12 protein-coding genes are annotated in these 12574 nt (G+C 64.6%); 11 read left to right on the forward strand and 1 reads right to left on the reverse strand.

The features are described from left to right. The first annotated feature begins 1 nt into the window (after position 1). Genes E4P29_RS16435 through E4P29_RS16465 form a run of 7 tightly spaced genes read left to right on the forward strand, consistent with a single transcriptional unit; the run spans position 2 to position 8232 of the window. The gene (locus E4P29_RS16435) at positions 2-1261 is read left to right on the forward strand and encodes an FAD-dependent monooxygenase (RefSeq protein WP_135046298.1); all 1260 of its coding nucleotides are present in this window, start codon (positions 2-4) and stop codon (positions 1259-1261) included. Further along, the gene (locus tag E4P29_RS16440; RefSeq protein WP_230591857.1) at positions 1258-2688 is read left to right on the forward strand and encodes an MFS transporter; all 1431 of its coding nucleotides are present in this window, start codon (positions 1258-1260) and stop codon (positions 2686-2688) included. Before E4P29_RS16435 ends, E4P29_RS16440 begins: the two co-directional genes overlap by 4 nt. Beyond that, on the forward strand, positions 2688-3539 hold the full coding sequence (locus E4P29_RS16445; RefSeq protein ID WP_135046299.1) for an FAD binding domain-containing protein: 852 nt from the start codon (positions 2688-2690) through the stop codon (positions 3537-3539). The genes E4P29_RS16440 and E4P29_RS16445 overlap by 1 nt, the downstream gene beginning before the upstream one ends. Next, positions 3536-5902, forward strand: coding sequence for a xanthine dehydrogenase family protein molybdopterin-binding subunit (locus E4P29_RS16450; protein WP_245154366.1), 2367 nt, complete (start codon positions 3536-3538; stop codon positions 5900-5902). Before E4P29_RS16445 ends, E4P29_RS16450 begins: the two co-directional genes overlap by 4 nt. After that, positions 5899-6402, forward strand: coding sequence for a (2Fe-2S)-binding protein (locus E4P29_RS16455; protein ID WP_094714514.1), 504 nt, complete (start codon positions 5899-5901; stop codon positions 6400-6402). The genes E4P29_RS16450 and E4P29_RS16455 overlap by 4 nt, the downstream gene beginning before the upstream one ends. Beyond that, positions 6399-7025: an SRPBCC family protein gene (locus tag E4P29_RS16460; RefSeq protein ID WP_135046300.1), complete on the forward strand. Its 627-nt coding sequence runs from the start codon at positions 6399-6401 to the stop codon at positions 7023-7025. The genes E4P29_RS16455 and E4P29_RS16460 overlap by 4 nt, the downstream gene beginning before the upstream one ends. Positions 7026-7032: 7 nt before the next feature. Beyond that, positions 7033-8232, forward strand: coding sequence for an XdhC/CoxI family protein (locus E4P29_RS16465; protein ID WP_135046301.1), 1200 nt, complete (start codon positions 7033-7035; stop codon positions 8230-8232). Here E4P29_RS16465 and E4P29_RS16470 read toward each other — a convergent pair. Beyond that, the gene (locus E4P29_RS16470) at positions 8142-9260 is read right to left on the reverse strand and encodes a YbfB/YjiJ family MFS transporter (RefSeq protein WP_135046302.1); all 1119 of its coding nucleotides are present in this window, start codon (positions 9258-9260) and stop codon (positions 8142-8144) included. The two genes, E4P29_RS16465 and E4P29_RS16470, sit on opposite strands and share 91 nt — an antisense overlap. A 130-nt stretch (positions 9261-9390) precedes the next feature. Between E4P29_RS16470 and E4P29_RS16475 the strand changes: the two genes are divergently transcribed. The 4 genes from E4P29_RS16475 (at position 9391) to E4P29_RS25950 (ending at position 12569) form a co-directional block, all read left to right on the forward strand. Continuing rightward, complete coding sequence (locus E4P29_RS16475; protein ID WP_135046303.1) at positions 9391-10254, forward strand: hypothetical protein; 864 nt, start codon at positions 9391-9393, stop codon at positions 10252-10254. Positions 10255-10345: 91 nt separating this feature from the next. Further along, positions 10346-10645 (forward strand): type VII secretion target, encoded by a 300-nt coding sequence (locus E4P29_RS16480; RefSeq protein ID WP_135046304.1) that lies wholly within the window; start codon positions 10346-10348, stop codon positions 10643-10645. Then, positions 10642-11625 (forward strand): hypothetical protein, encoded by a 984-nt coding sequence (locus E4P29_RS16485; protein WP_135046305.1) that lies wholly within the window; start codon positions 10642-10644, stop codon positions 11623-11625. The genes E4P29_RS16480 and E4P29_RS16485 overlap by 4 nt, the downstream gene beginning before the upstream one ends. After that, positions 11622-12569: a hypothetical protein gene (locus tag E4P29_RS25950; protein WP_167735515.1), complete on the forward strand. Its 948-nt coding sequence runs from the start codon at positions 11622-11624 to the stop codon at positions 12567-12569. Before E4P29_RS16485 ends, E4P29_RS25950 begins: the two co-directional genes overlap by 4 nt. The last annotated feature ends 5 nt before the right edge of the window (positions 12570-12574 follow it).

The following is a 12574-nucleotide window of genomic DNA, read 5'->3' on the forward strand; positions in this document are numbered from 1 at the left end:
CATGGCTCCGATCGAAGTGGTCGTCGCCGGCGGCGGCCTGGGCGGGCTGACCGCAGCGCTTTCGCTGCGGCACAGAGGAATCAAGGTAACGGTACTCGAAGCCGCCGCCGAGCTCGGCGAGGTCGGAGCAGGCATCCAGACCGCACCGAACGCCAGCCGCATTCTCATCGCCCTCGGTATGCGAGAGAAACTCGAAGAGATCAAAACCGAGCCGATGGATCAGGTGCGCAGGCGCTGGGAGAACGGGAAGGTCATCGCGCTCACCGCGCTCGGCGAATACTGCAAGAAGACGTTCAACGCGCCGTACTGGCACTACCACCGCGCAGACCTGCACTCTGCCATTCATGCGCAGTGCCTCGACCCCGACGGCCCCGGCCCGGTTGTAGTGTTCGAGACCGACGCGAAGGTCGTCGAGGTCGACCGCACCGACCCGATGCGGCCCGTCGCAGTCACCGGAGCGGGACGACGGTACGAATCGGATCTGCTCATCGGAGCCGACGGAATCCGCTCGACGGTACGCGATCTCATCGGCCTGCCCGACACGCTGGTGTTCTCCGGCGAAATGGCGTATCGCGCACTCATTCCCGGCGACCGTATCGTCAAGGATCCGGCAACCCGCTGGCTCGTAGATCGCTACCAGAGCACCATCTGGTACGGACCCGACCGTCACCTGGTGCACTACATGATCCGCAACGGCGAGTACCTCAATGTCGTTGCGTTGGCACCGTGTACGGATGAAGTACGTGACGGCGGACCGCGGCTCGTCGGGCCCGAGGAACTGATGGCGACGTTCCCGGACTGGGACGACCGCGCCCACGCGATGCTGTCCAAGGCCGACGAGAACGTGCTGTGCCAGGCGCTCTACTACCGCAGACCCGACCCGCGTTGGACCGACGGCCGCGTCGCGCTGCTGGGCGATGCGTGCCACGCCATGCTGCCGTACCAGGCGCAGGGCGCATCGCAGGCAATGGAAGATGCGGCGGTGCTCGCCGAGGAACTCGCGAAGGTGACCTCAAGCGGAATCGACGACGCGTTGGCGCGCTACGTCTTTCGCCGGGCCCGGCACGCGCGGATGGTGCAGGATGCGAGCCTGCAGAACAAGACCTTCTACCACATACCCGATGGACCCGAGCAGCAGAAGCGGGACGCGACACTGGCGTCGTTCGATGGGGAGTCCGACATCTCGTACGGCTGGCTGTGGAGCGGTACACCGCTCGACGACAGCGACGACGAGAAATTCCACTACTCGTTCGTCCGATGACGACCTCGGACCACAACACCGCGCCGGAGGCTGCGATGAAGACTGGTGATCAGGTAGTACAGGAGCTCCCCTGGAAATGGGGAGTGCAGGGCAAGATCTTCATCATCGGCGGGCTGGGTTACATGTTCGACGCCTGGGACGTGGCGCTGAACGGCTTCTTGACTCCCCTGCTCGGAAGTTACTGGGATCTGTCCCAGGCCGAGCGCGGTCTCGTCGCCACCGGCAACCTGATCGGTATGGCCGTCGGAGCCGTCGTGTGGGGAACGATCGCCGACCGCGTCGGGCGAAAACGCGCATTCTCGTTGACGCTGTTGATCTTTGCGCTGTTCTCGGTCCTCGGTGCTTTCGCCCCGAGCTTCGAGATCTTCATCGTTCTGCGGTTCCTCGCAGGATTCGGCCTCGGCGGCTGCATCCCGGTGGACTACGCGTTGGTCAGCGAATTCTCGCCCCGCCGCATTCGCGGCAAGATTCTGTCCGCGATGGACGTCTGGTGGCCGATCGGTGCCACCATCTGCGGCGTCGTGGCAACACTGCTCGTCCCGATCGACGGCGATGTTCGCTGGCGCTACATGCTGTTGTTCATGGTTCTGCCTGCGCTGCTGCTGTTCTGGGTCCGGCGCGGCATCCCGGAGTCGCCGATCTACCTCGCCAAGGTCGGCCGAGAAGCCGAGGCCCGCGCCGTCATCGACGACATGGTGACTCGTACCGGATCCGACGCCGTCGAGTACGTCATCGTCGCCGACACCGCTCCGAAGGGTCCAGGCGGGATGAAAGCTGCTCTGACGCAGCTCAAATCGGTGTGGCGCTACAGCCCACGTATCACTGCCGCAGCGTGGATGCTGTTCGTGTCGATCATGCTGCTGTACTACGCCGCGCTGAGTTGGATGCCGTCCATCCTCCGCGCCGAGGGCTACGGAGAATTCGCGGCCTTCGCCGGTACGACGCTCATGACCGGAGTCGGCATCGTCGGAGTGCTCACCTCCGCGTTCATCGTCGAGATCTTCGGACGCAAGTGGGTCATCGGACTATCCGGTCCGATCGCCGGTAGTGCCCTGGTCATGTTCGCGGTCATGCTCGACATCCAATCGGCTGCGCTGATCTGGCTCGGCATCTTCGGGTTCGTCATCCAGCTGACCATCCCGGTGCTGTACTGCTACGTCTCGGAGTTGTATCCCACCAATATCCGCGCCTCGGGATTTGGGTACGCGTCCTCGGTCAGTCGGGTGGCCACGGGCTTTGCGCCGCTGCTTTTCGGCTCCGTCATGTGGCCGATCCTGGGTCTGCCGTTGACCTTCGGCATCGTCACCGCGTTCGTGTTGTTCGCGGTGATCTGGATGGCGTACTTCGCACCCGAGACCAAGGGGCGCGAACTCGACACCCTGGTCGACGAACCCACCGAGGTAGTCGCAGGCGAGGCTCGGGTCTGATGAAGCCCGCACAGTTCGACTACCACCGGGCGCGCGATGTCTCGGGTGCAGTGCGCCTACTGGCCGAGCTGGGCGAGGACGCGAAGATCATCGCCGGAGGCCAGTCCCTGGTCGCCATGATGAACTTCCGCCTCGCCCGGCCCGGGCATCTGGTCGACGTGGGTGGGTTGAACACTCTGAGCTACATCCGCCGAGAATCCGACGGCCTGCACATCGGAGCGCTCACCACCCACCATGACGTCGAATCCGGCGACGTGGGAACAGAATTCGCTGTTCTACGCGATGCCATGCGGTGGGTGGGGCACTACCCGATCCGTACCCGCGGCACTGTCGGTGGCAGCATCGCCCATGCGGACGCCACCGCCGAATGGTGCTTGCTCGCCATCCTGCTGGATGCCCGCATCGTCGTCGAGAGTGTGCGGGGACGGCGCACCGTCGAGGCAGACTCGTTCTTTTTCGGGTACTACTCCACCGATCTTGCGTTCGACGAGATGATCGTCGAGATCGTGTTCCCGAACCCGGCACCACATGCCGCAGTGACCGAATACGCCGAGCGGCAGGGAGATTTCGCGATCGTGGGTGCAGCAGTGTCCCTCGATCTCGACGGCGTGGCCGTGGTCGGCGGACGCGTCGCCCTTGCGGGGGTCGGCGCGACCCCGATGCGATCGCCCGCAGGCGAGGCCGCGCTCGCCGCCGGTGGAACATTCGCCGACTGCGCGGACGCCGCAGCCGAAGCACTGGAACTGGAGGACGAGGGCATGTTCACTGCCGAGTACCGCCGCACCCTGGTGCGCACGCTGGTCGTCGAAGCCTGCAGCGACGCGCTGGTGTCGCAGGGGGTGCCCACGTGAGCGTCGATCAGGTTCTCACGCCGAAATTCGTCGGTACCTCGGTCGCACGCCGGGAAGATCCACGGTTGCTCACCGGCCGTGGCAGATTCGTCGACGACATCGCAATGCCGGGCATGCTGCACGCGCAGTTCGTCCGCAGCACCGTCGCGGCCGGAGACATCACAGGTCTCGACGTCGGTGATGTCGCCGGAGTCGAGGGAGTGCGCGGTGTGTTCACCGCGGCGGACCTGGACTTGAGGCCGATCCGAGCCGAATTGTCCCGTCCTCTGACCGAATTCGTGCCCACCGACATGCCCGTGCTGGCGCACGACGTCGTGCGCTACGTCGGTGAGCCGCTGGCCATCGTCGTTGCCGCCGATGCGTACAGCGTCGAGGACGGGCTGGAAGCGGCACGAGTGTCGTACCGGACTGTCGCCGCTGTCACCTCCGCAGATCAGGCCATGTCCAAAGGCGTGCCGCTGGTTCACGATTCGGTTCCGAACAACACCGTCGTGGACGTGCAGATGTTCGCCACCGACTGCATCGACGAGATATTCGACGACGCGCACACCGTGGTGTCCGTGCAGTCCAGAACCGGACGTCAGAACGCACTGCCTCTCGAGACCCGCGGATGCATCGCGTACTGGGACGACCGCGACGAGCAATTGATCGTCTACATCTGCACGCAGGTCCCACACCAGGTTCGCACCGTCACCGCGCTCTGCCTCGGACTTGACGAGCGCCAGGTGCGCGTCGTGGTACCCGACATGGGCGGCGGCTTCGGGCAGAAGTGCGTCGTCGGTCGCGAGGAAATTGCAGTCGCCGCGGCAGCGTTGAAGCTCCGTCGTCCCGTGAAATGGATCGAGGACCGCAAGGACGCCTTGACGGCCTCGTTCCTGGCGCGCGAACAGCAATACGACGTGCGGGCAGCGTTCGATTCCGAGGGGCACATTCTCGGACTCGACGCAGATGTCGTGTGCGACATGGGCGCATACTCCTGCTACCCGTTCACCGCCGGTATCGAGCCGCTCATGGCGTCGGCGGAAATGCCCGGGGTGTACCAGGTTCCGGCGTACCGAGTTCGAGGGCGCTCGGTGTTCAGCAACAAGGCCCCGACCGCGCCGTACCGCGGAGTGTCACGCCCGCAGTACGTCATGGTGATGGAGCGACTGTTCGAGCGAGCAGCCCGTGAACTGGCGCTCGATGCAGTGGAGATCAGACGGCGCAACGTGATCACCGCTTTCCCGTACACCGGCGTCAACAACATCACCTACGACCCGGGCTCGTACCTCGAGGCCCTGAACCTGTGCGAGCAGACGCTGCGGGACGGCGGTTGGTACGACCTTCAGGAGCGGGCGACCGCAGACGGCCGACACATAGGCATCGGCTACTCGTGCTTCAGCGAGCGAACCGGATACGGCAGCAGCGCATTCGCGGCCCGCAAGATGAACGTGGTCCCCGGATTCGACATCTCGGAGGTCAGGATGGACACCTCCGGCACCGTCGTCGTGACCACCGGAACGATGAGCCACGGGCAGAGTCACGAGACCACCATGGCGCAGATCGTCGCAGATCGTCTCGGCATCGGCGTCGAACAGGTGAAGATCGTGCAGGGCGACACCGACCGCATCACGTACGGCTTCGGGTCGTTCGCCTCCCGCTCGATCACCATCGGCGGCAGTGCGGTGGCGTTGGCGTCGAACAAGCTGGGAGACAAACTGTGTGAGATCGCGGCGCACCTGCTGGAGACACGTGACGACAACGTCGAGCTGGCCTCCGGGCGCGTCCGTCAGCGCGACGACCACTCGAAGTACGTCACCTACCGGGACATCGCCGATGTCGCGTACCTCAAGGCGCAGTTGCTGCCCAAGGGGGTCGAGCCGGGATTGTCGGCAACGGCGAGCTTCGACGTGTTCAACGACGGCACGTTCTCCAACGCCACACACGGCGTCGTCGTCGAATTACACGAGGGCACCGGGCAAGTGGAGATCCTGAAGTACGTGTGCGTCGAGGATTGCGGGGTGGCCATCAATCCGAGAATCGTCGAGGGCCAGTGTCGCGGCGGGATCGCCCAGGGTATCGCGGGCGCGTTGTTCGAGCAGGTCTCGTACGACGACCACGGAAACCCACTGTGCGCGAGCTTCATCGACTACAAGGTGCCCACCGCGTGCGAGATTCCCGACATCGAGATCCACCACCTCGAAACTCCCTGCCTGTTCACCGAATCCGGGGCCAAAGGAGCCGGTGAGGGTGGAACTATCGGCGCACCGGCCGCGGTGCTCAACGCGGTCAACGACGGACTGCGTTCCACCGGAGTCGAACTGAACGACACACCGATCACTCCCGTTGCTGTACATGCGGCGCTGGCGAAGGGAAGGCCATGAGCAACAAGCAACTGATCGAACTGACCGTCAACGGTACTGAGCACGAGGTGATCACCCAACCACGCCGCACCCTGGTCGATGTACTACGGCACGACCTGCAGTTGACCGGAACTCACGTGGGTTGCGAGCACGGCGTCTGCGGGGCCTGCACTGTCTTGATCGACGGCAAGCCGGCGCGCGCATGCTTGACGTTTGCCGCGCAGGTCGAGAACTCCGAGATTCGGACCGTCGAATCACTGAGCATCGACGGCGAATTGAACGATCTGCAACAAGCGTTCGCGGACCACCACGGACTGCAGTGCGGATTCTGTACGCCGGGATTCCTGATGCTGGCCGAGGGATATCTTGCCGACAATCCCGATGCCACCAAGGAACAGATCCGCGAGGTGGTCGCCTCGAACTATTGCCGTTGCACCGGATACCAGACCATCGTCGAGGCCATCGACTCGTGCGCCGAACAGCGCCGCTGCGTCGGCTGCGCGAAAGGAGTTTCCCCGTGATACTGACCAACACCCTCGACATCGACGCGTCCGCGGACGACGTTTTCAGGCTGATCAACGACGTCGAGAAAGTGGCGACCTGTGTACCCGGGGCCGCAATCACCGGCAAGGACGGCGAGACTTTCCTCGGTGGAGTCAAGGTCAAGGTCGGGCCGATCAGCGCGTCGTACGCCGGCACGATTCGGTTCCTCGAAGTCGACGCCGAGACCCGCACGCTCACACTCGAAGCCAAGGGTGCGGACTCGCACGGAAACGGCGATGCCGAGGCTCAGGTCGATCTCGCGGTCGAGTCGATCGGTGACCGTTCGCGGTTGACCCTGAACACCGATCTGGTGATCAGCGGCAAGATCGTCTCGTTCGGCAAGGGCGCGATCGTGGCGGTGTCGAACAAGGTGTTGCAACAGTTCGCCGTCAATCTCGGTGCGTTGCTCAGTGGTTCGGCTACGGCCGATCCCACCGCGCCTGCAGCAGTGAAGACCGCTGTTCCGAGTCCGATGGGCGGCGAATTGAATGCGATGTCTCTGATACCCGAACCGGTGCGCAAGTACGCACCGGTCGCGGGGATCTTTCTCGCCGGAATGGTCGAGGGCTGGTTGGTCTCCAGAGCCTTCGGACGTCGGTAGGTTCGCGATGCTCGACTTCGCCGGCACACTGCACGATTGGTTCGTAGACGGACGACCGTTCGGTGTGGCCACTGTCGTGGCAACCTCAGGCAGCGCGGTGCGGGACGTCGGTGCGGTCATGGCCGTCGACGCCGGTGGTACCGCTCTCGGCGGGGTGTCCGGCGGATGCGTCGAAGGTGCAGTGTTCGATGCGGCAGTGTCGGCGGCGACGGGTGGACTCGTCGACCGCCTGAGGTTCGGCGTCGCGGCCGACGACCCGTTCGCCATAGGCCTCACCTGCGGCGGAACGGTCGACGTTGTGGTCGACAGGGTCGATCGAGACAGTCGCCCGCACTACGCAGAACTGTTGGCGCGAATAACATCGCGATCGTCGGTTGCCGAGGTCACGGTCGCCTCCGGTGCTGCGGGCGGACACCTCGTGGTGACTGCCGACGGCTCGTCCGGCTCCATCGGACACCCGGTGCTCGATGAGCGAGCTGTATCGCTCGCTCGGGTGATGTTGGCGGACGGTGCAAGTGGACTGCGGGAAATCGACGTCGACGACGACATCGTCGAGGTCTTCGTGCGATCGTTTCGGGCCCCACCGCTCCTGATCGTCTTCGGCGCGCTCGATCTCGCCGACGCCGTCGCCCACGCAGCAACCATCGTGGGCTACCGCACCGTGGTGTGTGATGCCCGGCCGATATTCGCCACGGAGGAGCGCTTTCCGCATGCCGACGAGGTTGTCGTGGCGTGGCCGCACGAGTATCTGGCGGCCCAGTCGGACAAGGGGCTGATCGACGACACCACCGCCCTGTGCGTGCTCACGCACGATGCGAAGTTCGATGTCCCGTTGCTCGACGTCGCAGTGCGCACCCCCGCCGGCTACATCGGCGTGCTGGGCAGCCGTCGAACGCACGAGGACCGACGTGAACGTCTTGTCGACAGAGGTGTCGGAGAGGACGCGTTCGCGCGGTTGTCGTCGCCCGTCGGTCTCGACATCGGCGGACGCACCCCTGGGGAGACCGCACTGTCGATCGTCGCCGAAATGGTTGCGGTGTCCAACGGGCGATCGGGCGGGCGTTTGCGTGACGGCACCGGTCCGTTGCACGGCAGCGCCGACCGTGGCAGCGAGGCTCAGCGTGGCGCGGTCAACTGCGATACGCGCACTGCGCCGGCAGTTCCCAGCACCAGCACGCCGGTCGCGATTGCGAAGGCGGTCGAGTAGGAGTCTCCGATCGCCGGCGCAACCACCAATGGCCCCACCACTTGTCCGACGCCGTAGACGGCAGTCAGTGTCGCCGCGGTACGGCCGATGGGAAGTGTTTGCGCTGTGCTCATCGTCAGCATCGTGATGCCCATGAACGTTCCCCCGAACAACAACGCTGAACATACAGCGGCAAGGGTGTTCGCCGTCAGGGCGGGAAGCACTGCGGCAACGGACTGTAAGGCGAATGCGGCAACCAGAGCACTGCGCAGGCTGGTTCGACGAGCCACCCCTTGCCACAGCACCGTCGCCGGCACCGCAGCCAATCCCACGACGATCCACACCGCTGGACCCACCGACGTGCTGCCGTGGCCACCGACCGCTGCCACGAGAAACGTGCCGACGACGATGTACCCGAGGCCCTCGAGGAAGTACGCGACGAGCAATGTCCGCCACACCGCGCGGGTTCCGGAGTTCACCTCGCCCGCCTCGGACCGCCCTGCAGGCTCGGGGTGTACCCGAAGCGTCCACGCCGGGGCGACGAGCACCGCAGTCAGTATCGCCGAGCACAACCACAGCGCCTCCCACGACAGATGTGGTCCGGCGAGCAACGTCAGAATGCCGGACGCTGCAATACCTGCACCGACGCCGCCGAACGCGATTCCTGGTGACGCACCGTCGGCTCTGTGCTTGGTGACGGTGCTCGCGCAGGCGATGAACACCGCGGCACTCGCCAGGCCGGCCAGGAACCGCAGCGCCGAAAACGTTGCGGTGGAATGCACTGCAGCCATCGCCATTTCGCTTGCGATGAGCACGAGCGTCCACAGCCTGAACGACGTCGTCGTATTGATCGACGGGCGCACCGACAACACGATCGCGCCGACGAGGTAGCCGGCATAGTTCGCGGTTGCGATGACGGCACCGCTGCTCGGGGTCACCTCCGCCGCGTCGACCATGATCGGTAGCAGCGGCGTGAACACGAATCGCCCGACGCCCATCGCGGCCGCGAGTCCGGCCGCGGCAGCGAACGATAATCGACGGCCGTTCATTGCGATCGCCCTCCTAAGTCGTTAGCCGCGCCAACGGTACGCGTTGGATCCCCGTCTCATCGAACCGAGCAGCAGGGAACCGATCGCACCACCGGTGCGTCCAATACCTGATACCGACTGTGGGGGACGCATGAGTGAGACGAAGTACACCGACGCAGAACGACCTATCTGGGTCCCGTACTGGCCGAACACGTTGGGCCGCCTGTGGCAGGCCGTCATCGCGATTGTCGCGGTGGTAGCCATTGCGATCTATCGCGGGCGGCTCGAGGTGCAAGGAAGCGACAATGGGCACACGATCGGATCGATCGCTCTACTTGCCCTCATGGCTTGCGTTTGGATCGGCATCAACGACAACGTGATTCGATGGGGAATCCCCGTCCGATTCGTTCGGCGCGTCGAGGACCACGCGCTCGGTAGCGGCGTCTGCATTCCGCCTCGGACCGCCAAGCTCTGGTCGATCACGGTCGCGTCCATTTTGGTGTCAGGAATGGGGGTCGCCCTGTCGAAGAGTGACGTGTTCGGCGCGGCCGGTATGCCGATTGCTGGAATTGCCATCGTTGTACTGGTGGCGACGCTCGGCTTCCGCAGCAGCGTCGAGCTGCGCTTGTTCGCGGACGGATTTGTCAGACGCAGACGGTCGTGCATGTTCTTCTTTCCGCGCACTCACGACATCCTCGTGCGCTGGGGCGATGTGGAGCAGTACGAGGCCTCGACGTACCGAACGTCAGAGAAACGGGGGAGTGGGTTCACCGAGCCCGTACTGTATGTCCGAGCGACTGGGCTCGGTATCGAGCGTCCCCGCGACCGGCTGGATCAACCGGACCGGATGGCGATTCGCATCCATTTGCTCGCAGCCGAGCCGAATACCGTTCTGGCATTGATGAAGTGGTGCACCGACGGCCCGGTCAACCGGATCCGCATGACCGGCTACGACTCACCCGACCTGCTGGTGCCACCACCGCTTCGTGAGCGACTGGAACTGTCGCGGTCCTAGCTTCGGCACGGAACCGATCACGGGCTCGCTGCGTCAAACCCGATGACGCCGATTCACCGGGCGTCGATACAGTGCGACTCGGGGGAGCGTCATGACAGTGAATGTGGATCCAGTGATCCTGCGGCAGTTCTCGAATGTGCTGTCGGGAACGGGGGAGGTGATCGCCGAGTTGGACACCCTCGCCCCGTTCCGAGCATCCGAGAATGCGCTGCAGGGTACCGACTTTCGCGCAGCGTGTGCGGCAGCGTCCGCAGCGGCTGCGGGAGCTGTTGCCACTCTGGCAGGCCGAGCCGAATGCGTTGCGGACATCGCCCGTGGTGTCGCGCAGAACTACGAGATCACCGACGACGACCTTGCCCGCCGCCTCGCTGCGATGGACCAGCCGAAATGACCCCGACCGTGCCGCACGTCGCCGGCTGGGAGCCGCAGTCGATGCGCAAGACGATGATCGAACTGGCCGAGATAGTCGAACGCGTCAACGGCCAACGAACCGGGGTGTTGGAAGAGCAGGACACACTGGCCGAGACGTGGACCGGCGACGCAGCACGCGCTGCAGCCGATCGCGTAGTGGCCGAATGCTCCCGGATGAGCTCCGTCTGCAGTGAAATCGACTCGCTCGCAGCTGCATTCGAAGGTGCAGCCGATATCGTCGAGGCCGCCCAAGCGCACGTGCAGGCTCAGGTGTCGGCGGCTACGACGAGCGGGTTCGCGGTACGGGCCGACGGTGTGGTGAATCCCGAAGGGATGATCGCGCTGATCCCAGACAGCCTGGGTGAAGAGAAGACGCGTCGAGCCGACGAACTCCGTTCTGCAGCATATCAATTGACCCAGGACATTCAGAGTGCTCTGCGCCAGGCCGAGAGTGTCGCTCTCGACGCTGCGCAGCAGCTGGCCGAGCCCACCGAGCGGTTGACCGCGCTCGCCCTCGACAATCCCACCGGAAAGTTCGTCGAGAACCCGGACGGGTCGTTCTCCTGGATGCCGGACTGGCCGTCGACCATCGCGGCGTCGGTCGTCGGAGGCATGGCCGCCGTGACGAGGCGGGCGCTGGAAGTACCCGGTGTCGAATCCGTCGACGACGTTGCCAAGAACATCGGACGCGGGCTCGGGGTCTTCGGAGTCGTTGCCGGTGCGATTCCCGGAATTGCGGGAAAAATCGACGAGGGGGTGAACCCGGCCGAGGCCGTGATCGTCGAGGCGACGCCGATAGTCGCGGGAGCAATTACGACCTGGGCGTTCGGAGCCGTGGGTGGCATGGCGGGTTCCATTATTCCGGGGCCCGGCACGGTGGCCGGCGCCGCTGCCGGGATCGCTCTGGGCCAAGTCGTCAGCTACGGCGTGGAGAAGTTGTTCGAGGCGGCAGGAAAATGAGCGAGATCAGAGACGATCGCACGCCCCAGACCGAGGACGTGCTGCTTAAGAGCCTGGTAGCACAGAAGTATCCATTGTGGGTGCGGACGTGGCGCAGTGTTCACCTGGGTTGGCTGGTAGCTCTCGGAGTTTCGTCTGCAGTCCTTGCCGCGACGATCGTGGCTCCGGTTCTCCTGTTCGAGACGCTTTCCGGGGAGACCGTTCTCCTCGTGTCGCCGCTGGTGCTCGCGGTGCTGATACCGCTCGCAGCGGCCGTGGTGTTGTCCGGCATCGGGTCTGCGCGGCTGTCGCTGTTCGTGCGACCGGTGACTGTCGCCGGAGTCGGCCGAGGCGTGGCAGTGCCGGGGCGGGGGACTGTGTTGTATCGCAGCGGAATACTCGCATTCGCGTTGGTGTCCGGCCTGTCCTACATCCACTGGGGAGGAGACGCACGGGTAAGTACAACGCGTCACGACCTGGGCGTCGTACTCATGTCGCACTTCGGCGCTCCGATATGTCTGCTGTTTTTCGCACTGAGTGTGCTCGTCGTCAATCGGACCCGAATTTCGCTGCATCCCGATGGCCTCGTGGAGGAGATCTATCGTCGCCGCGGATGGAAGGCCACCACTGCAATCACGGTTGTCCCGTGGGACGGGATCGTCGAGCTGCAGCCGCAGACGCATCCGAATCCTGCGGTGTCGCATTCACATTGGTACCCCACCATCCGAGTCGTGTATCGCGACCCTGCCGGTGGAACGGATCAGGTGCTGGTCCTGATGGCGTGCGAGAAGAAGGTCGAGCCCAACGCGCTGCTGTCCGTACTGCAGTGGTGTCGGGCCAATCCCTGGGGCCGTGCGCAGCTTGCCCACGACGACGCGCGAGAGCTACTTCGACCGCCTCGATTCCTCGATCGCATCGAAGCAGACCGAGCGGCGTCGATGTCGGGTCGACGGGACGTCCCGTGACAACT

It is taken from the genome of Rhodococcus sp. 1R11, assembly GCF_004563845.1.
GTDB lineage: Bacteria > Actinomycetota > Actinomycetes > Mycobacteriales > Mycobacteriaceae > Rhodococcoides.